This is a genomic window from Pseudoalteromonas sp. 23_GOM-1509m (assembly GCF_000518425.1).
In the GTDB taxonomy this organism is placed as follows: domain Bacteria; phylum Pseudomonadota; class Gammaproteobacteria; order Enterobacterales; family Alteromonadaceae; genus Pseudoalteromonas; species Pseudoalteromonas tetraodonis.
In genome coordinates this window covers 104,071-125,279 of sequence record NZ_JADO01000012.1, presented here as the reverse complement: position 1 = coordinate 125,279, position 21,209 = coordinate 104,071, and the positions used below count along the sequence as shown (strand labels likewise).

Annotated in this window: 18 protein-coding genes and 1 pseudogene; 6 read left to right on the top strand and 13 right to left on the bottom strand. The window is 40.6% G+C overall.

All coding sequences use genetic code 11. The features are described from left to right. Positions 1-21: 21 nt before the first annotated feature. The 3 genes from N523_RS0106250 to N523_RS0106240 are packed head-to-tail and all read right to left on the bottom strand — an operon-like array spanning position 22 to position 4,054. Positions 22-1,200 carry an MFS transporter gene (locus N523_RS0106250; protein ID WP_028834626.1) on the bottom strand — a complete coding sequence of 393 codons (1,179 nt, stop codon included), beginning with the start codon at positions 1,198-1,200 and terminating at the stop codon, positions 22-24. After that, entirely contained in the window at positions 1,197-2,516 is a 1,320-nt protein-coding gene (locus N523_RS0106245) for a lysine N(6)-hydroxylase/L-ornithine N(5)-oxygenase family protein (protein WP_028834625.1), read from the bottom strand. The genes N523_RS0106250 and N523_RS0106245 overlap by 4 nt, the downstream gene beginning before the upstream one ends. Beyond that, a complete protein-coding gene (locus N523_RS0106240; RefSeq protein WP_028834624.1) occupies positions 2,516-4,054 on the bottom strand; it encodes a pyridoxal phosphate-dependent decarboxylase family protein in 1,539 nt (512 codons plus the stop codon). The genes N523_RS0106245 and N523_RS0106240 overlap by 1 nt, the downstream gene beginning before the upstream one ends. 383 nt (positions 4,055-4,437) lie before the next feature. On the opposite strand from N523_RS0106240, the gene N523_RS0106235 reads away from it, so the two are divergent. Continuing rightward, positions 4,438-4,887, top strand: coding sequence for a GyrI-like domain-containing protein (locus N523_RS0106235; RefSeq protein ID WP_028834623.1), 450 nt, complete (start codon positions 4,438-4,440; stop codon positions 4,885-4,887). Positions 4,888-5,218: 331 nt separating this feature from the next. Here N523_RS0106235 and N523_RS0106230 read toward each other — a convergent pair whose 3' ends face one another. Then, complete coding sequence (locus tag N523_RS0106230; RefSeq protein WP_028834622.1) at positions 5,219-5,899, bottom strand: haloacid dehalogenase type II; 681 nt, start codon at positions 5,897-5,899, stop codon at positions 5,219-5,221. Positions 5,900-6,073: 174 nt separating this feature from the next. Continuing rightward, positions 6,074-6,739, bottom strand: a complete 666-nt coding sequence (locus tag N523_RS0106225; RefSeq protein ID WP_028834621.1) for an FMN-dependent NADH-azoreductase — start codon at positions 6,737-6,739, stop codon at positions 6,074-6,076. Between the two features lie 131 nt (positions 6,740-6,870). Here N523_RS0106225 and N523_RS0106220 point away from each other — a divergent pair, with 131 nt between their 5' ends. Continuing rightward, positions 6,871-7,722, top strand: a complete 852-nt coding sequence (locus tag N523_RS0106220; RefSeq protein WP_028834620.1) for a LysR family transcriptional regulator — start codon at positions 6,871-6,873, stop codon at positions 7,720-7,722. A 386-nt stretch (positions 7,723-8,108) separates the two neighbouring features. Here the strand turns inward: N523_RS0106220 and N523_RS0106215 are convergent, their stop codons facing one another. From N523_RS0106215 to N523_RS0106200, 4 genes are all read right to left on the bottom strand, one after another. After that, positions 8,109-8,618, bottom strand: a complete 510-nt coding sequence (locus N523_RS0106215) for a hypothetical protein (protein WP_010388776.1) — start codon at positions 8,616-8,618, stop codon at positions 8,109-8,111. Further along, positions 8,619-9,317: a hypothetical protein gene (locus tag N523_RS0106210; RefSeq protein WP_028834619.1), complete on the bottom strand. Its 699-nt coding sequence runs from the start codon at positions 9,315-9,317 to the stop codon at positions 8,619-8,621. It lies immediately after the preceding gene. A 232-nt stretch (positions 9,318-9,549) separates the two neighbouring features. Continuing rightward, entirely contained in the window at positions 9,550-10,590 is a 1,041-nt protein-coding gene (locus tag N523_RS0106205) for a methionine synthase (protein WP_028834618.1), read from the bottom strand. A 31-nt stretch (positions 10,591-10,621) separates the two neighbouring features. Continuing rightward, positions 10,622-11,596: a DUF1852 domain-containing protein gene (locus tag N523_RS0106200; protein WP_028834617.1), complete on the bottom strand. Its 975-nt coding sequence runs from the start codon at positions 11,594-11,596 to the stop codon at positions 10,622-10,624. Positions 11,597-12,059: 463 nt separating this feature from the next. Between N523_RS0106200 and N523_RS18955 the strand changes: the two are divergent. Then, positions 12,060-12,867, top strand: a pseudogene (locus tag N523_RS18955) (sulfite exporter TauE/SafE family protein). Positions 12,868-13,026: 159 nt separating this feature from the next. On the opposite strand, the gene nhaR reads toward N523_RS18955, so the two are convergent. Beyond that, positions 13,027-13,920, bottom strand: a complete 894-nt coding sequence (gene nhaR / locus N523_RS0106190) for a transcriptional activator NhaR (protein ID WP_028834616.1) — start codon at positions 13,918-13,920, stop codon at positions 13,027-13,029. A gap of 109 nt (positions 13,921-14,029) precedes the next feature. On the opposite strand from nhaR, the gene N523_RS0106185 reads away from it, so the two are divergent. Together N523_RS0106185 and N523_RS0106180 are read left to right on the top strand one after the other, a co-directional pair. Continuing rightward, positions 14,030-14,341, top strand: a complete 312-nt coding sequence (locus N523_RS0106185) for a hypothetical protein (protein ID WP_008110823.1) — start codon at positions 14,030-14,032, stop codon at positions 14,339-14,341. Positions 14,342-14,791: 450 nt separating this feature from the next. Then, positions 14,792-15,766 carry an alpha/beta hydrolase gene (locus N523_RS0106180; protein ID WP_013462777.1) on the top strand — a complete coding sequence of 325 codons (975 nt, stop codon included), beginning with the start codon at positions 14,792-14,794 and terminating at the stop codon, positions 15,764-15,766. 169 nt (positions 15,767-15,935) lie between these two features. On the opposite strand, the gene N523_RS0106175 is transcribed toward N523_RS0106180, so the two are convergent. Next, entirely contained in the window at positions 15,936-18,266 is a 2,331-nt protein-coding gene (locus N523_RS0106175) for a S9 family peptidase (RefSeq protein WP_028834615.1), read from the bottom strand. A gap of 134 nt (positions 18,267-18,400) precedes the next feature. Beyond that, on the bottom strand, positions 18,401-19,288 hold the full coding sequence (locus tag N523_RS0106170; protein WP_028834614.1) for a LysR family transcriptional regulator: 888 nt from the start codon (positions 19,286-19,288) through the stop codon (positions 18,401-18,403). Positions 19,289-19,359: 71 nt separating this feature from the next. Here N523_RS0106170 and N523_RS0106165 point away from each other — a divergent pair, with 71 nt between their 5' ends. Next, positions 19,360-20,256, top strand: a complete 897-nt coding sequence (locus N523_RS0106165) for an MBL fold metallo-hydrolase (RefSeq protein WP_155949127.1) — start codon at positions 19,360-19,362, stop codon at positions 20,254-20,256. Between the two features lie 74 nt (positions 20,257-20,330). Here N523_RS0106165 and N523_RS0106160 read toward each other — a convergent pair whose 3' ends face one another. Beyond that, complete coding sequence (locus N523_RS0106160) at positions 20,331-21,128, bottom strand: DODA-type extradiol aromatic ring-opening family dioxygenase (protein WP_028834612.1); 798 nt, start codon at positions 21,126-21,128, stop codon at positions 20,331-20,333. Positions 21,129-21,209 lie beyond the last annotated feature (81 nt).

The following is a 21,209-nucleotide window of genomic DNA, read 5'->3' as shown; positions in this document are numbered from 1 at the left end:
AACTCCAATAAATCTTAAAAACTAAGACGCTGAACGCGCAGTTCGAGCAACAGCCTTAACCCGCCAAAGCAAAATAAAGGCAAGGCTTGCAAAGCCAATAGCAGCAAAGTAAAACACAACCGTTGTTGAAAGATGCTCTACGCTCATACCCACTAGTAACGACGCTAAAATAACCCCGATGTTTTGAGCAATGTGCACTTTGGCAAAGTCGCTGCCGTAATGTGCAGGCTCACTTTTGGCAAATAGCATTACTTCTAGCAGTACCATCACTTGAAATAGCGCAAAACCATATAAAACACGTGATAAAATCACTAACCCCACCGACTCCTGCGCTTGTAAATAAAGCCCAAGCGCGCCCAAAATAAGTGCACATAACAAAGTGCTCGTGCGGCTTAATGTTGGAAGTGGTAAATGCTGCCTGAAATGGTTAAAAACCAGCATAACAAGCGCAGCAAAAGCAGGAATGGCGTATACAACAGCGCTTTGCAACGTGCTGCTTTGTGCGTTTAATGCTTGCCAATGAGTAGTAAAGAAGGGGCGAATTAAAAACGCGCTAAAATAAACCACCACACTTAAAAAGCAAAATTGCCAAATAAAATAGGGAATACGTTCTCGCGGTTTTTCAGTCGCTATTGCTTGCTGATAAATACCTGTTTTTAATGAATACATTAAGTAGGCGCATAATAAAACCTGAACTAGGTCACCGGCACTACTGAGTAATAACGCATAGCGTGGCTCTGCTAAACTAAAGAAGTAACCACCAATTAAAGCACCACCAATCGCACCAAAATGCATCAATACAGAAAACAAACCAATAATAGATAAATGCTTAGTTTGTTGCTCTAATCGCAGTGCAAATGGGTATATAAGTAGGTAGCTTGCCTTTAGCACCAACATAAGTTGGTAGTAAATCCAAAACTCCCACACATTGGTCGCAAAGTAGCAAAGCAGGCCAAAACCAGCGGCTACTACTTGGGTTACTAACCACAAAGCCAACTCATTGTATTTTTTAGCGACCTTAGCCCATAGTGGTAAAGCCAGCATTACAGTAATACAACAGTTAGCCACAAAGAGGCCGATTAACGTGGCGTTACTAATAGCAAATTCACTAGCAAAAAATTGCGGATAAAACGGTAGCAACAAGGTATCGCATACCACCGAAATAACCGTCAGCAAAATTAGCGCTAAACGAAGACTCATGCGGCGCTACTCTGCTGTTGTGCTGATAGGGTTACATCACTTAAATCAAAGTTTTGAAAAGCAATTTTTTGCTCAACCTGATAAGGCGAATAACCTAAAATTTCACGTAAAATAATACTATTACGGTAGCAAGCCATACCTAAATCTGGAGTTACAAAACCATGAGTATGCTGCTCGGCATTTTGTACAAAAATACGTTTTTGTTCGCTATCTACCGCATATTCACGACTCACTAAATAACGACCTTGCTCATCTTCGGGTAATTGGTGGGCAATATTATTTAAAAAAGCAGGGCGCTGATATTTAAAGCCTGTAGCACAAATTAAAAAGTCGGTTTCTATTGAAAAGGGCTGCTCAAGCTCCTGATGATAAAACTCAGTCAGTAAACGCTTACCTGCTTTTTGAGTACCTGTTAGCCTGCTGTTAGTTTTAAATGTAGTAGAAATTGGCCCATCAAGACTTTGCGCGTAGAGGGTGTCGAAAATGTCGTTAATTAAATCGCCATTAATGCCTTTAAATAGATTTTTTTGGTTTTGATTGAGCCAATCTCGCTGCTCAGTTTTTAAATTATAAAAGTAATCTACATACTCAGGAGAGGTCATTTCAAGGGTGAGCTTAGTATACTCAAGCGGAAAATAGCGCGGTGAACGTGCTATCCAATCTAACTGCAAGCCTTGCGGTACTGCTTGCTGCAATAAAGTGTGGTAAATTTCTGCTGCACTTTGCCCAGCCCCTACCACAGTAACCCGTTTAGCTGCCTTTAATTCATCAAGCCGATGACAAAAATCGCTACTGTGCATTACGTTATTTGAGTTACTTTGCACAGCGCAATCAGGAATATACGGTGCAGGCCCTGTGCCCAAAACAATATGGCGAGTCACATAATGTTGCATACCATTGGGGGTGTTACAGCTAACGGTATAACACTCACTTTGCGGGCAAAACTCAACGTGAGTGACTGTTTGTTCAAAGTTAACATTTGAAAGCTGCGAGCAAACCCATTGGCAATATAAGTTGTATTCACGGCGCAATAAAAAAAAGCTTTCGCGAATATAAAACGGGTATAACCGATTATTCAATTTGGCATAATTTAAAAAGCTATATTGGCTGGTTGGATCTGCCATGGTTACTAAATCCGACATAAACGGAGTTTGTAATGTAACGCCCTCCAGCATCATTCCAGGGTGCCAATCAAACTCACTGCGCTGCTCCAAAAACAGGCTTTTTACATCTTCGAGCGGTTCACTTAAACACGCTAAAGATAAGTTAAATGGCCCAAGGCCAATAGCGATAAAATCGTAAGGTTGATTATCCATTATGCAATTTCCCTATAAGTTTGCCATGCAATGTGGCTAATTTTCTCAATAACAGCGCGTACATCTGTTAATTGGCACTGCGCATTAAGCAATGTAAATTTAAGATAATGGCGGCCACTTATTTTTGTACGGGCAACCATGGCTTCACCGGTTTGTAAAAACGTTTGTCGTACATGCAGGTTTAAAGAGTCGAGTAAATCAAGGTCATGTTTTAAATCATCAGGAGCAAATCTAAATACTAAGGCACTAAGCTCGGGGTAATTTACTACTTCAAAGTCGGGATGGTCGTTAAGTACAATATGCGTTTGGCGCGCAAGACCAATAACTTTATCGAACGCGCGACCAAGCGGCGCTTCTCCAGTGGTGCGCAGTGTTAGCCATAACTTTAAGGCATCAAAACGGCGAGTGGTTTGTAGGCTTTTATCAACCAAATTAGGCGTGCCATTTCCCGCCTCTGCTAATGGGTTTAAATAATCGGCATATAAAGTAATGTGGCTAAAATGGCGTTTATCGCTTAATAAAAAGGCACTACAACTAACCGGTTGCATAAATGATTTGTGATAATCAATCGTTATTGAATCAACCAACTCAATGCCATTAAGCGCATTGCGGTGGTGCTCGCTCACCAACAAACCGCCACCATACGCGCCATCTACGTGGCACCATAGCTGCTCTTCTTTAGCTAGCATGGCAATATTATGGATTGGATCGATAGAGCCAAAATCGGTTGTGCCTGCGGTAATAACCACTGCAATGGGTATATCACCTTGCGCTTTGCTTGTTGCTATGGCGGTTTTAAGTGCCTCCATATCCATTTGCATTTCGCGGTTTGTAGCCACCGGCACCACGGCGTTGTAACCTAAGCCTAGTAACGCCGCTGCTTTTTGAATACTAAAATGCGCAACCTCAGAGCAGTAAATTTTAAAGCGCGAGGCAACAGCTGGTAAGCCCTGAAGTTTTACCTGATGTTCTGGCGCATAGCGGCTAACAGCCACTTCACGAGCAACCAACATTGCCATTAAGTTTGATTGTGTGCCGCCACTAGTAAATACTCCATCGGCAGTGCTTGGCAATGCTGCTTTTTGGCATGTCCAATCAATCAGCTTTTGCTCAATTAACGTCGCGCCTGCACTTTGATCCCACGTATCTACCGAGGTATTAATAGCGGCAATAATGTGTTCGGCCACCACAGCAGGGTAGGTTACAGGGCAGTTTAAATGAGCCATATAGCGAGGATGATGAAAATACACGGCATGATCTAAATACACGCCTTTTAGTTCTTCAAGCACCGCCGGAAAGTCAGCCAAAGGCTTTGATAAATCAACATCGTTTACTACTTTTGCTAACGCATTTACCGACACACCTGAAAATGGCTTTTGGGCTTTAGCCATCGCTTGCTGTACCGCCGACAACCCTTGCAATGACGCTATTTGATAATTAATGAACTGCTCTAAATTGAATTGTGGGGGCAGGCCGCTTTGTTCAAATACAGCCTGTTTTTCAATGGTATTAATATTTAACACGTGAGATTGAGACACATCAACATTCCTTGAGTACACTTTTTAGGTGCAAGGATCTTAATGATAATTATTTCTATTTACAATAATGAAAAAAGGTTAGATAGCAACTTTTTTTAAATTAGAGCTAATAAGCTTGTCGTATATTTTTAACAAAAATCGATAAGCCATATTATTAAACGACAAGCATTACATGCAAAAATAAAGTTAAAAAAGAGGGAAGTTGAGCAATTATTTTAGCGGTAGCAAAGCTACGTTTAGCGATTGGCACCTATTTAAACATGAGCAATAAACACGAAATTGAGGTTAATAATCACTGTTTATGAAATATTTAATACAAAATTTAAAGTATTGGCGGTTTTTCTGTTACGTTGGTGTTTGTATTAACGCTAAAGGACGTCATGATGGAAGTAAAACAATTAGCAAGTCAGACCTTAATCGGCTTAAAAGTAAGAACCTGCAACGCCAATGAAATGAATGCTGGCACTGCAAATATAGCTGAACTTTGGCAAAAATTTGGTGAAAAGTTTGCCAACAGCCTTACAGAAAACACCAAAGTGTATGGTGTGTATACTAATTACGAAAGCGATCTCACTGGGGACTTTGACGTAATTGCCTGCTGCGATAATTTATCAATTAAACTCCCTGAAGCTAAAAAAGTAACCACCCAAGCGGGGCGTTATTTGGTATTTAAAGGTGAGGGTGAAATGCCCGATGCAGTAATCGATTTATGGGGCGAAATTTGGCAATACTTCAGCTCAGACGATTGCCGTTATGCCCGCACCTACACTAGCGACTTTGAGTACTATAAAAGCAGTAACGAGATAGAAATTGCCATTGCAATTAAAGACTAGGGTCTGTTGACCTTTGCGGATTAAAATTTGTTCAAACTAGGGGCGGTTTAATCGCGGCGCGAGGTTTGTAACCTAGTGGGCTAAGTAAAAACCGAGCAACAAAGAGTAAATCGCCCCTAGGCAGAACCCGAAGGGCAGCGCCTGTTTGGCATTGATGCTGCGTTATCGCCTATTTATGGGGAGTAACCACACCACATAGGCTCAGCCTTGCCTAAATACCAAACAGACTGCTGCAAATTTAACCTTGAAAGATCAACAGACCCTAAAACGGCTAGGTTTGTAAGCGCAAACCTAGCCTTTCATTGGTGTTATTTAACCCCTGCCCACTAAATCATTGGTTATTACTGGCCAGCTTGGTTTTTAAATCATGTAAATCGCACGCCGTTATTGTAGGCGTTAGTTCCCAGGGATCAAAAATAGCCTCACTTGAGCGCTGTATCCACGCAGCACGCATACCGTGCGATAATGCCCCAATCACATCAAACGGATTACTCGATATCAACCAGGTATTAGCACCTGTTGAATGTGCCTCGCGTAAAAAATGACTATAAACACCGGGGTTGGGTTTAAAAGTTTTAATGTCATCGGCGCTCACTACGCCTTCAAAATAATCACTTATACCCGCCGTTTCTAGCAAGGTATTTACCGCACTGGCCGCACCATTAGAAAACGCAAACAACCGATAGTTTTGTGCTTTTAAACTCTCAAGCCCTGATTTAACATCATCGAATGCGGGGAGGGTTTTATAGCGTGCTAATAACTGTGCTTTTTGCTCATCGCTTAAAGTTACCTTGTACAGTAAACACGCATAATTAAGTGCCTGCTCAGTACACACCGAAAACGGCACATAGTTTTGCATTAATCCGCGTCTAAACGAATATTCAAGCTGTTTTTCGCGCCAAGTAGTTGAAAATGCGTGCGCGTTGTCGCCAATCATATTTTCAAGTAACGACACAACGCCATGGGTGTTAATAAGCGTACCGTATACATCAAACGCCAGTGTAGTTGCCATTAATCACTCCTGTTTAAATCGTTACTAAAACGCAATTTTATTGCTTTGTATTAATTACCTTATCAGCTAATAAAGTACAGTAAAAGCACCAGCGTTCTAAGCAGTTACTGTAAACCCCCGTTACGGTTTGGGTAAAAATACCGCAAGGTAAATGCGGTATTTTATATTTAAATATTATTGATTACTTAACTGTAGCCCTAGCGCTGCTGCTTGGCTATAAGCATTATCGAGCGATAGTTGATGGCGTACATCGGCAAACTCTTGATACTCTGAGGCAATTTCATGAATGGTGCTCACGCCTAAATATTTGCTCAACGTACGTAAGTGCGGCACTAAATGGCTCATATGCTCACGTATGCCGCCTTGCTCAAAACCAAATTCACCGGTTGAGGTGATCACAACTAATATTTTACCGTCCAGCAAAGGCTGCAGTGGGAAATCCCCACGGGCAAGATCAAAATCAAAAGTTTGGTTTATACGTATTACTTGATCAAACCATGCTTTTAACTGTGCGGGCATACCATAGTTATACATAGGCGAGGAAATCACAATAATATCGGCTGCGGCAATTTCAGCGATTAATGTGTCTGACAAGGCCAGTAACTGATGTTGCTCAGCAGCCTTTTTATCATCAGGGGTAAATACTGCGCCTATCCAGTCTTGGGTAATAAAAGGCGGAGGATTCACACCAACATCACGGTAAAAATACTCATCTATAGCTTGGTGTTGTACAAAGCTATCAATAAATTTCTTAGCAATATTTTTAGAAATTGAATCGTGATCTGGGTTGTCGTTTTTAATAGCCCTTACGCTTGCATCAACGTGAAGTAGGGTAGTCATACTGTTTATCCTGTTAGTAAATGTAGGTTAATCATCTTATTAACAGGCATATTTCACAAACGAGTAAACCTTAGCTATAAATAAGTTATACTCACCTATAAGTTAATTCTATTTGGTGTAAACAATCCCCTATGCAAGTATCACTACAAGCACTCAAAGCCTTTGAAGCTGCGGCGCGTTTAGGCAGTTTTAAAGCCGCCGCGGATGAACTATCGCTCACGCCAACCGCGATTTCGCATCATATAAATAACCTTGAAAACCGTTTAAACGTCGATTTATTTTACCGCCAAGTTAGAAAAATCACTCTTACCCCCACCGGTGAATATTTAAGTGAAGCAACAAGCAATGGCTTTAACCTTATTAACCAAGCGCTAGCTACCGTACAAGCTAAAGGCACCGCCGTTAAAATAACCACTACGTCATCACTGGCCGCACTGCGTTTAATACCCGCATTACAGGAGCTATCAAAAAGTCAGCCTAATCTTGAGGTGGATATATCAACCAGTGAAGCCGTTGATAAGCAATTACACACCTTACCGATTCGCTTTGGTCAACAGCAGAATATAAACGCAGATGATATTATTAAAACCGAGCAATTTAACCTGTTTGGATCATACAAAGCCGCGGATATCCCATGGCAAAATGGCCCAGTTACGCTCTATACCACTAAATGGAAAAACAATGCGCTAAGTGAGCCTCCAATTAAACAATGGCTTACTCAAAACAATTTAGATCCTGCTTTATTTAGTATTAAAACCTTTGACCAAGAGTTATTTGGTATTCAAGAAGCTATGGCAGGCTCAGGACTGGTTTTTTGCTCAACCACGCTAGTACAACGATTATTAGACACCGAGTTACTTAAAAACTTTAATACCCACGTAGTTGAATCTGACTTTTGCTACTACATACCTAATAAGCAGCGCTTTCAAACCCGAAATACTCGCCTCGTTTTAGAATGGGTAGAAGGGTTGTTGAGTTTATAAGGGCTAGTTATAAATCTAATTAAGTAATAGCTAAAAGTAGAGGGTTACTTAATTATCTTATTGATTTAGACTTTACCTGATAATTAAAATAAGAATAATTGGTCAGTCAATAAATTTAATGTATGAAGTCAAGATTTGACTCTGGCGAAGGGGCGAAAGCCAAGGGCCTTAACTAATCATCAACGATGCTTAACCGCCTAAATTCATATGGGTGACTGGTGTATATTCACACCAGTCGACGTCATTACTAGGTGCGTAGTCATATTTAAATTGAGTTTAAATAATAAGAACACTTGGCTTTTTGAATAAAAAGATCAAGAAAACACAGCTGCCTGCTTGATCGGAACTTTCTAATGGGTGACCCTATTCACCTCATTTTAATTCTATCAGTAGCAATTATCGCTTGAGGTCAAAAGCCTGTTGGACCTAAAGACTTTAAAGTCGAGCGGATAACTATTTATATAAGCAGAAAATGTTAGGTATAACATGTATTCGTCGCCTGATTTTAATTCAAATTCTTTATCATAAAAAACATCAAACTCTCGCTTTGAATATGGAGCAAGGACTAAACTCGATATAGGGTCATTACCTTCATAACTAGAAAACTTGTTCTTTCTAGCATATTCCCAACGTGTGTAATGCTCTGAATATGATTTCTTTTGAACAACTTTAATGGCATCCGACTCCCAAATGCCGAACTTGTCATTTGCACCTTCTATATTTACATAGGTGCCAGTCATATTGTGAAACTTTAAAGTAGCAATGCCTTTAACCACTGAACAAGTCACATCAATATAGACCTTATTATACAAATCAACACTATGTTCAGCAGCCATGCTAGACATAGTGTGAGATGATAAAATAGCACCCCCCAACAGTATTAATTTATCAATCACTTATAACCTCTTATTTTGGAGCACAAAATCAAGTGTATAAACATTTTTATATAGAGCAGCTCTATCTAACCTTTGACTGTCTAACGCCTGAGTGTCTGTATAAAAAGGGCGATACCGAGCATTATTAGCACGAATACTAATCTCCTTTTTATTAAAATGGTAACCTCCATTCGGGTGCTCCCCTCCAAATGAATGTGAAATCTCGTGTATAAGACCACTCACTGAACTACCATTTAAATAAGTTGTAGTCATTGATATCTCAACAGTAATTATATTATAAGTACCTTCAAATCCTACATCATTTGTATCAATTACTTTAATAGATGATGGGTTTTTAATAATTTCACTAAGTTTTGCATCTATTTTCCCAGCATCTTTTATTAAGAGATCAGCGGTAGTTTTAAATTCGCTGTTATCAACAAAACCATAATTACTCTTTGCTGTTTCATACTTTTCACCTGTTTCAGATCTTAACTCTTGAACTAGATCATTTATTCTAGCTTTTTCAGCTTTAGCACGTACAACAATTTTGCTTTTTTCATTCTCTGTGGCATCTCTAGATTTACTGTCTTTTAAAGTACCATCATTACTGCTATGCAGTATATGCCCATCAGTATCACCTGCCCCCTGCTCTTCACCCACACTATTAAGCAAAAGGGGGCAAATCTTGACTTCAGAAATTATAGATCCTGACAGCATGCAAATGGGGCACTTTCCACTCAATCGATAGTACCTAGCGGCCCGGTTAAATTTAACTATTTTTGCTGGTTTTGTTGCACTCTATCCAACCAATATTCAACTAACTTAAAACCTTTCACCTTTTGCCTTTAACCTTGCATTTCAGCTGTAAACCCCCATGACATTTTGATTAAAAAAGCCACATCTCAACATGTGCTAAGGTGTGGCTTTTTACAGCAGCTATAACTAAAAATTAAGCGACATTTGCTGCTAATAGTTCGTTACGTACTAACTCTGCGCCTTTGCTTAGGGCGTTAAGTTTGCCCTTTGCGATATCGCGGGGTAGGGGGGCCATGCCGCAGTTGGTGCAGGGGTAGAGTTTGTCGGCATCTACGTATTTAAGCGCTTCGCGTAGGGTTTTGGCCACCTCTTCGGGTGTTTCTATAGTATTGGTGGCTACATCGATTGCGCCCACCATTATTTTTTTACCGCGTACCAGTTCGAGTAGCTCTATGGGTACATGTGAGTTTTGGCATTCGAGCGAAATAATATCTATATTCGATTTTTGCAGCTTAGGGAATACTTCTTCGTATTGTCGCCACTCGGTGCCAAGGGTTTTCTTCCAATCGGTGTTGGCTTTAATGCCGTAGCCGTAACAAATATGCACGGCGGTTTCGCATTTTAACCCCTCAATGGCTCGCTCTAGGCAGGCTATGCCCCAGTCGTTTACCTCGTCAAAAAACACGTTAAAAGCGGGTTCATCAAATTGAATTATGTCGACCCCAGCGGCTTCTAGTTCTTTGGCTTCTTGGTTGAGTATTTTAGCAAATTCCCATGCTAGTTTTTCACGGCTTTTATAATGATCGTCATACAGGGTGTCGATCATGGTCATTGGCCCAGGCAATGCCCATTTAATTGGTTGGCTGGTTTGCTGGCGTAAAAACTTAGCGTCTTCAACAAATACCGATTTAGTGCGAGACACAGGGCCAATCACTGTGGGTACGCTGGCGTCGTAACGGTCGCGAATTTTAACTGTTTTACGGTTTTCAAAATCAACGCCATTTAAGTGTTCAATAAAGGTGGTTACAAAGTGTTGGCGGGTTTGTTCGCCATCGCTGACTATATCAACGCCTGCGGTTTGTTGCTCGTGTAGGGAAATACGCAGGGCGTCGTGTTTGCCATCAACCAGCTCATTGCTTTTTAATTTCCACGGTGACCATAAGGTTTCGGGCTCAGCAAGCCATGACGGTTTTGGCAAGCTGCCAGCAGATGATGTGGGTAATAGTTTTTTCATAATAAATGCTGCCTTTAATTTTGTTGTGTGATTAAGCGATACTTGCTGAGAACTGCTGCAGCACTGATTGATAAGGCTTAATAAAATGCTGCTCGGTGAATTTGCCTTGCTCAACCGCTAATTGACCTCGCTCTGCGCGGTCATACACAATTTGCGTTAATGAATGATCATCATTTTTTAAATTTGGTTTATAACGGCTACCTGCGGCGGCATTGGCGTTATAAATTTCTGGACGATAAATTTTTTGAAACGTTTCCATGGTGCTAATAGTGCTAATTAGCTCAAGGTTGCTGTAGTCGTTAAGTAGGTCACCAAAAAAGTAAAAGGCTAACGGTGCAACGCTGTTTGGTGGCATAAAGTAGCGCACTTGTAAGCCCATTTTTTTAAAATATTGCTCTGTTAACGACGACTCATTAGGCTGATACTCTACGCCTAAAATGGGGTGTAAGTTTTCGGTTTGCTGATAGGTTTTATTATCAGACACGCTTAAACAAATAACCGGTGGCTTTTTAAAGTGCTGTTTATAGGTATTTGAGTTTACAAAGCATTTAAACAACTTGCCGTGTAAGTCACCAAAGTTATCGGGAATACTAAATTGCGGTTTGCTTTTGTTATGCTCAAGCAATAACACGCTAAAGTCGTAGTCGCGCACATAGGATGAAAAGTTATTACCCACTATGCCTTCTATTCGCTCGTTCGTTTGGCGGTCAATAATATTGGTTTTTAATACCTCAATTGACGGAAATGCTTGGCCACTGCCTGCAATGTCTAAATCAACCGAAATGATCTTGAGCTCAACCTCGTAACGATCCCCTTGTGGGTTATCCCAACTGGCCAGTGCATTAAAACGATTGTTGATCATTTTTAGGGTATTACGCAGGTTTTGTTGGCGACTTTCCCCCCTTGCTAAATTAGCGAAGTTGGTCGTAATACGTGTGTTATTTGATGGATGGTAGTTTTCATCCAAGTTAGTGCTTTTAATAGTAAATGTAAGATCAGTGCTCATAGCCGTATCCTTTCAATTTGAGTTGTTGCTGCTTTTATTAATGGCGCATTACTCGCTGTTAAAACCGACATAACGGGTTAGCTGTAATGGTGCTGTGCAGAGTTAATAAATTTATACGCGCTATGTAGCATGAAGAAAAACGGTATTATTTCAGGTAAAACATGAGCCAGATTCATTCTGTAGCAAAGTTAAATGGGTAAATTCAGCTAATTACCTATGACCCTCTCACAAAAACCACTTTAGAAGTCTAGATTTCTAGATGTTTTTACGGGTGTTGTGATTTATTCATACAAAACGTGAGTATTATTCAATACTTATAAGTACTTAAAGTGCCATTTGCATAAACGGTTGTTGATATACTCGAATAAACCTTGGTGAGATTAGATGTTTTATTAAACGTTTTTTACACGCAACTCACCGCCACAGAGCATAACAACCCCTAACATAAGAAGAGACAAAAGGAATGAGTGATTTAATAGTGTTAATTATATACTGCGCCATATTAGGTAGCGGTGTTGGTTTTTTAGCAGGCTTATTAGGAATAGGGGGCGGGCTGGTAATTGTGCCCATACTCAGCATGATATTACTGCACTTTAATGCTTTGCCACCTGAACAAGTAGTGGTAGTTGCCATTGCGACCTCGCTGGCCTCTATTTTATTTACCTCGACCTCGTCGGCTATTGCGCATCATAAAAATGGCAATGTACCGTGGGATATTGCACCTTGGGTGATGGCGGGCGTTGCCTTTGGCGCGCTTATTAGTGGCTTTATGGCTGCGCTGTTACCTGAGCATGTAGTGCGTTGTATTTGCTGTAAGTGTGGTGTTAATTGCATTAAAAATGATTTTTTCAGGTAAGAATGATTCAGCAATAGCGCGCCCGTTGCCAAACAAAGGGTTACTCAGTGTTTATACGACCATAACCGGTGGCTTGTCTGCCATGATTGGTATTGGCGGCGGGGCAGTATTGGTGCCGTTACTGACGTTTTTTTCTGTTGATATGAAAAAAGCCATTGGCTGCGCCTCGGCCTCAGGCATTGTGATAGCGCTGTTTGGTTCAATGGGTTATATCAGCTCAGGCAGCCAGTTATTTACATTAAAACAAGGATTTGCAGGTTTTGTGTATTTGCCCGCTTTATTGGGTATTGTATGCACGTCATGGTTTACTGCGCCGCTCGGTGCTAAAGCCACACACTACTTACCAGTTTCAACCATTAAAAAAATATTTGCCGGCTTATTAATTGTAATGGCAATTAATATGTTTACTCGATAAGAGCATTTATATGAGCCTTAAAAAGACGCGGCATAAAGCCGCTGCTACCTAGAATATTAGCGACTAGTAGCAGCGGGTTCACCCCGCGTCGGTGTTAAGCGTTAGAGTCCGAACTCTTTAACCTTTAACCTTTAACATCTTAAGGCGATTAACTAAAATCTACGTCATTTGCGCGTGTTTTATAAATTCATCATAAATACTGTCTTTAATTAGCCTGTCAGGCGTAAAAGCATAATAATGCTGATAAACATTATCAATTGTACCAATGTAATTAACGCCGTAATGGCGCTCTACTTCGGCTCTTACCAAAATAGGCGCAGGGAATATACCAAACCCTTGCTCACCGAGTGACTTCATTAATGCGCTGTCGTCAACATGGCCAGCTATTGTCATTTCAATCTCTTGCTCTTGCAGCCAATAATAAATAGCACGCGCGACGGGGCTTTCTTTTGCAGGGAGCACTAAAGGCTTGTTATTTAAAGACTGCGGAAACTGCTTATGTAACTGCGAATGCCATGTTTCGTTACCAAAAAGAGCGATTTGGCTTTTACCTATTTCATGGCAAAACGCCTTAAATGGCAAAGTAGTATCGAGTGGTTTATCAGCTAACACTAAATCGAGCTTATGAATCGCCATTTGTGCAAGCAGTTCATCTTGTTGGCCGTCAATACAGTGCAAGTTGGTAATACGGTCGTTATTAATTAAAGGCGCTAGCCACTTCGACACCAGTGATTTAGGCAACACGTCTGAAATACCCACCTTTAACGTTCGTGAGTATTGCGTGGTATCACCTTGCGTGGTTTCTAGCCATTCGTGAGCAATAGCAAACATATCATCAGTGTATTGTTGGGTTACATGGCCAAACTCCGTTAACTGTAGGCCTCGCCCTTGGCGAATAAATAGCGGTTTTCCTAACCGTTGTTCTAAGTTAGTAATTTGCGAGCTGACCGTTTGCGGCGTTAAATTAAGTATTTTACTCGCCGCTGCAATACTGCCGTGCTTACTTACCTGCCAAAAATAATATAAGTGATTGTAGTTAATATTGGTAATCATTCGAAAATACCTGTTTTAAAGTAAGAAATAATCAGCTTTTTCCTTTGCCACTAAGTTAGTAGATTACAGTCATGCCTGCAACATAGTTACTATTAAAAGGTGTAATTGCATGAAGCTAAAACTTACAGTTAAAAATAAGATAATTAACGCAAGTGAAAAGATGTCGCTTTTGAAGTTGATAAAAAGCCAATTGGCAAAACATGCTTTAAATATTCGTAAAGTTGAGATTCAAATAAATGATCTTTCGAGTGAGCGCCACGGCACTTTGCAGCAATGCAAAATTAATATTCTTTTGCCTGGGCTACCCAGTATTAATGTAAATACAAAAGGAAGAAGTATGCTGCAAGCGATAAAGCGGGCTCTTAAAAGTTTGCAGCACATTCTCGTTAATAAGTATCAACCTTCGCAACCAAGCAGTTAATATCGCACTTGTAGTAGCAAGGATGCTACTTTTTTTAATGCCTCTTAAATACCAAACTTTGTTTAGCAAAAAACGATTTAATTATTGCCTATTGAGCTTTTTTCTTGTTGGGTTTCGTTGCAATCAACCCAACGAACGCTTTGTAAACCTCCGCACCATTTTGATTAAAAAGAGAGTGAAATTTCAGCCCCTAAATCCATAAAACTTTGATAAAAAAGTAACTTAAAGTCGTAACTAAGCACTAAATTTGGGTTTTGATTAATAAGCAAGTGTCTACTTAATGCCAAACAGATTTATTTACTTGAGAAAATTGAGGTGGATAGAAGATACTGTTAAGGTACTTTGAAATGATAAAAAATGCCTAACTAACGGCTAAAACCTCCTCCACCTCATAGGACGTTATCTGCTTAATTAAAGTGTTGATGTTCAAGTTTAACTAATGAAGCGAAAATGGAAAATTTCACCAAACTATTAGCAATTACACTTTATATATTTTCTTTGTCTGGCTGTACTTCAATTGGCAGTTACGTCATGTCAAACCCCGGTATCTATCTTTCTGAAGCACAGTTTATAAAAGCAAAACCTAGCGACATTGGCTTTGAAAAACAAAAGTTTTGCTCTTTTAGTACCACTCAATGCATTACATATCTGACTGCTGAACCTTATCAAGCAGCCGAATTTTCGCAAGAGAGTTCTGTTTATTACAACCTTCATGCTACTGGTAATAATGTAGAAAATACAATTTCACACAGAATGACACCAGACACATTTAATCGTTTTGAAGGCACTGCTTTATTACTTCATGGCTATGGGGGCAGTAAAGAAGCAATGATGGCTTCAGCTATCTATTTTAGAGCGCTTGGTATGAACGTTATTATTCCAGATCTTTTTGGCCATGGTGAATCAACTGAAGCATTTGTATTTGCAGCAAAAGAGCACGGCATTTTAAATGAACTGCTTGCTGAATCACTTTTAAATCAAATAAATAACCAGACTGTTGTAGTCGGCCATTCTATGGGAGCACTTACTGCAAGTAACTTATTATCATCAGAATATGTTGACGCTGCTATTTTACTTGCCCCAATGATGAGTTTTGACGTTGCAGCTAAGGAGTACTTACCTTATAAATCGCCTTTGCTTAGTCATTTTTTTCATAGCGAGATTGATAATATTGTTAACCAGGCAATGTTTGAGGCAGGAGTAACCATTCAAGAAACAAATTTATTGCCTAAATTAACTGAGACTAAAAAGCCTGTATTGTTAATTAACTCAGATGTTGACTCTCTATCCCCCCCGGCTTACTTTTCATCTATACAAAATGAGTTAGTAAAAAAAATAACTTTTAATGCTCGCTCTCATTCAAGTTTAATGGTGTTTGATCGTGATGATGCTATCGAAATTGAAAAATGGCTAATAACATGGTGAGCCTTGGCTGTTTTAGATGACATTGAGTGTATAAGTCATTTTTTATTATTGTTGGGTTTCGTTGCACTCTATCCAACTTACGCTTTGTAAACCCCCATTACATTTTGATTAAAAAAGCCGCACACTAATAATTAGTGTGCGGCTTTAGTATTTTATTTTTTTAAAGCGATTACTTGTTTAGTAAGTGCTTTTCAAAAAAATCAGCCATCATAGTGTGGTAATGCAAAGTGGTGCCTTTGCCTTCACGTAAGCTATGTGAGCGGTTAGGGTATGAGAAAAACTCAAACTGCTTGTTGTGCTTAACGAGTTCGTCAATTAAACGCTCTGAGCCTTGATAATGCACGTTATCATCGCCTGTGCCGTGAATAAGCAATAGCTTACCGGTTAGGTTTTTAGCAAAGGTAATCGGCGAGGTGTTATCGTAACTCTCAGGATCGGTGTTTGGGTTGCCCGCATAACGCTCTTGATAAATGGTGTCGTACAAACGAATGTCTGGCACGGGTGCTGAGGCAATGCCTACTTTAAATTTATCACCATGGCGGAACAGTAAGTTAAGGGTTGAGCTACCGCCGCCTGAATGACCCCACACGCCAACGCGGTCAGTGTCTATTACATCCCAACGTTTAGCCATAGCATCTAGGGCGTCTACTTGGTCTTGCACTGTGATAGAACCAATTTTTTTATAAATCGATTTGCGCCAATCTCGGCCTTTTGGTGCACGTGTACCACGATTATCAACCGATGCCACAATAAAGCCTTTTTGCGTTAGTAACGATTTATATAAGTAACTGTTACCTTCCCAGCGGTCTTGCACGGTTGAACCCCATGGTTCGCCGTATACGTAAAACACAATTGGGTATTTTTTACTTTTATCCATGTTCTCTGGGAACATAATGTAGCCGTCAAGCTCGGTACCATCTTGCGCGTTTACTTTAAAAAACTCATGCTTGGGTAAGCTTTGTTCAGCAAGCTTTTCTTTAAGCTTTGTATTCTCAACTAAGGTTTTTACATTACTGTGATCGCTCACTTTAATGATCTCTTTAGTCGGTGGCGTACCAAATTTTGAGTAAGTATGCATTGCCCACGAGGCATCTTTTGACATGTAGTAGCTGTTTGATCCCTCAAACTCAGCAGGTGTTACCCGTACCGGTTTGCTGCTGCCATCAAGCGGTGTGCTGTATAAATAACGCTGACCAGGATCGTTTGGCGAGGCAATAAAATACATTACGTTTTTATCTTCATTGATGCTCAGCATATCAATAATGTCGTAATCGCCTGGCGTTAGGTCGATAATAGTTTTGCCATCGCGCGATACACGATAAAGATGACGCCAGCCGTCGCGTTCGCTATGCCAAATAAAAAACTCGCCGTCTTTTGACCAGTTTGCTTTATAAAACCATTCGATAAACGCATCGTCTTTGTCTTCTAAAATCTTGGTCAGTTGCTGCTTTTGCCAATCAAACAACCACACTTTGTTGTGGCTTTGTGGGCGGTTTAAGTCTTGAATCATTAATTCATTACCGGTGCCTGCCCAGCTAATACGCGGAATATAACGGTCGCGGTTATCGCCTTCAAGCTCAGCCCAACGGGTTTGTTTATCAGCAAGGCTTACCACACCAACACGCACGGCAGAGTTGGTTTCACCGGCCTTAGGATAAGGGAATTCTTTAAGGGTAGGGTAGAGCTCGTCGGTGTTGTTAATCATAGTGAAAAATTTAACGTCACTGGTATCAAGCTGCCAATAGGCGATTGATTTGTTGTCGGGGCTCCAACGAAAACCATCGGCAATAGTAAATTCTTCTTCGTATACCCAATCAAAATTACCGTTAACAATGGTGGCGTTACCATCGGTTGTGAGCGCGGTTACATCGTTACTGCCAACCGCTTGCATATAAATATTGTTGTCGCGTACGTAAGCCACTTTTGAGCTATCTGGCGAGAACTTAGCAAACATTAACTTAGTTGGCTCAACATCCAAGCCACCTAATTGCTGTAATTGGTTGGTCTCAAGGTTAAGTAACCAAAAGTCGCCTCTGCTTCGCGAACGCCAAACTTGCTCGCTGTTGGTAAATACCATCAACCATTTACCGTCTTTTGACCACTGATAGCTTTCGATTGCAAATGGCTCGTCTGCGCCCTCTGGCAACAGTTTTTCAAACTCAACCAATACTTTACGGCCTGTGCCGTCAGCATTGTAAAATACAATGTCGTTGCCTTTTACGCCGTGCTCTTTTTCGTCATCGGCGTTGTTATCATCTTCTTTTTCGCTTTCGCGCTCTTCAAGCACAGTGTAGCCAGTACCATCGTCTAGCCACTTAAAATAAGTGCTTCGCTGGGTTTTAAATTCTTTATCTTTATAAATTTGCGTTAGGCTTAATGGGTTATTCACGGTACTCATCGCTGCATTATTGTTGGTTGTTATGCTGGTACTTGAACATGCTTGCAAGCCTAAGCCCGCAACAATGGCCAGTGCCAAGCCCGATGTTTTGATCAGATTCATTATTATTGTTCCTTGGGTCTGCTGACCTTTATGGATTAAGGCGCTTATTACATTTACTGTAACAAAATAACCTACAGAATATCAGTATGCTTAACGCACAAAGCTATGGTTTAAACCCAAACTTTTATAATTTATTACCATGCTGGATTTTTAAATTCTTCACTGAGCGTGTCGATTAGTGCTCTTACTGTTGCCGATAAATGCTGACGAGAAGGGTAAAGCACATATATTTTCATTGGGTTTAGTGTCCATGGCGCTAATACACGTTGCAAGCGACCATCCAGTATATATTGATTTGCCAAATACGTAGGCTGCACTGAAATACCACCACCGGCTATGGCTGCATGAAGTAATGTGGTGGCCTCGTTTGCACTTAAATTACATTTAACATCAACCGATTGAAATTCATCCCCGTTGTGTAAATGCCAAATATATCGGTCAAAGTTTTTATAGCCTAAACATTGATGAGTGCTTAACTCTTGTGGTGTCGTTATTGGCGGATAATCTGCGAGGTAATCAGCTGAGGCCACTAATATAGATTCACACTCGGCAATAGGTTTACCTATTAACGAAGGATCAGGATTGGCTGCAATACGTATTGCCAAATCAACACGTTGCTCTATTAGATCTGTGGTTGAGTCTTCAAGATCTATGTCTATTTGCACGTTAGAGTGACGTTTCATAAAGCGTGTAAATATAGGGGCTAATTGTGCAAAACCTAACGACATACTGGTCGCTACTCGTATTTTACCTGACAACTGTTGCTGGCTTTTAGTTTGTTCAACTAAACGGTTAGCCTGTGCTAACCATTGCTCTATTTCGGGTAAACAGGCCTCGCCAGCGGTGGTAAGTGTAACTTTGCGGGTAGTTCGGTGTAGCAAACGAGTATTGAGCCATGCCTCTGCCGACTCAATATGACGAGTAACCATAGGGCGTGACATTTCAAGCCGATCGGCAGTGGCAGTAAAACTGCCTGAGTAGGCAACATCAACAAAAACCTGCGCTGCGGTGAGTTTATCCATAGTATTTGCACTATTTATGAAACAATGATGCTAATTATTGGTTGTTTTTCTGAACATATCAAACCTTTATTATGCTCGCATTAGCAACCAATGATGAGAATACCATGAACCTACGCACGCTTTTATTAAGCACACTATTAACCAGCAATATCGCTATTGCAGACGAAACCCCATTAACCCTTGATGTGTATAACGCTGACAGCAATAGCTTTCATGTTAATGCCACGCTGGTTTATGGCCGTACCGATGCAATTTTAATTGATACCGGATTTACCAAAGCCGATGCACTGCGCATTGCCGCCAAAGTAATTGACTCTGGTAAACAATTAAAAACTATTTTTATTAGCCAGGCCGACCCTGATTACTACTTTGGCGCTGAAGTGTTACAACAGTTTTTCCCAAATGCAGAGGTTATTACCACACCGGCAGTGCACCAAAAAATAGTAGCAAAGCTTAAAGGTAAACTTGCTTTCTGGACCCCAAAAATGGGTAAAAACGCACCAAAAAACCCCGTCGTACCTAAGGTATTTAATGGTAATAGCTTAAAAATAGAAGGCCATACCATTGAAATTCGTGGCACAGAGGGTGAGCATAATCATCGCCCATATTTATGGATACCTGATAACAAGGCTATTTTAGGGAATGTGGCTGTATACGCTAATGTTCATTTATGGATGGCCGATGCACAAACTCAGGCAGAGCAAAATGCATGGGCAAAGCAACTTAATGAAATGAAAGCACTCAACCCTGACGTGGTGATCCCTGGGCATATGAAAGCAGGCACTCAATTAGATGCTGCAAATATTGATTTTTCAATTCAGTATTTAAAGGATTTTGCACACGCTAAGCAAAGTAGTGATAGCAGTAAGCTGCTGATAGATAAAATGACCAACTCATACCCAGAGGCTGTATTACCTATGGCTCTTAGCATTGGCGCTAAAGTTCATAAAGGCGAAATGAAATGGTAATTGCTTACGCTTAACCACTGTAATAAATACAGTAGAACCAAAAAACACGCCTAGCAAAGTCTGGCGTGTTTTTATTATTGCCACAAATACATACTGGCTCGCTTATTGGCAATATTTAATTCAAATACCTCAGTGCTTGCACACATAGCAGCGCCATAGCATACATGTAGCGGTAACAAGTGCTCTTCTCTGGGGTGATTAAAGCGTGCAGCTGGAGCTTGCTGCCATGCTAATAATTGCTGTTCACGCTGTTGCTCGGTTAATGTTTGATCTGCGATTGTGCTTACCAACCAATTTTCAAATGCCTGATTTTGCTGGTTGACATCGTTTGATTGAGTAACACCAAAAGCGCGCATATTATGGAAGGTAAAGCCTGAGCCTATAATTAATAAGTTATCGTAATCAATACTTTGCAACGCTTTACCAATTTCAACATGCAACAGCGGATCAAGACTTGGATGCAAGGATATTTGCACACAGGGAATATCGGCCTCTGGATACATAATTTTTAACGGTACAAACATACCGTGATCAAAACCACGCTGTGGATCGAGTTTTGAGTCAATATTATGTGTTGCGAGCGCTTGCTGTACTAAATTAGCAAGTTGCGGCTGGCCAGTACAAAGGTAAGTTAATTGGTACGCCTGCTCAGGAAAACCATAGTAATCATAAATAAGCGGCGGTGAAGAGTGCGCCGTTATACTAATTGGTTGAGCTTCCCAATGCGCGCTGACCATTAAAATAGCAGAAGGCTTTGGGATTGTAGCGGCAACCTGTTCTAAACAGGCTCGCATTTCTGCATGGTTGGCATCACCTAGTAATGGCATTGGGCCGCCACCATGAGAAATGAAAAAAACAGTTGGGCGTTGCATGTGGTTAATCCTAAAGGACAGATATTATTATAGTGCCTGCGCAGTTAGTAAATAACTAGCCACATAAACGCACAACCTCAG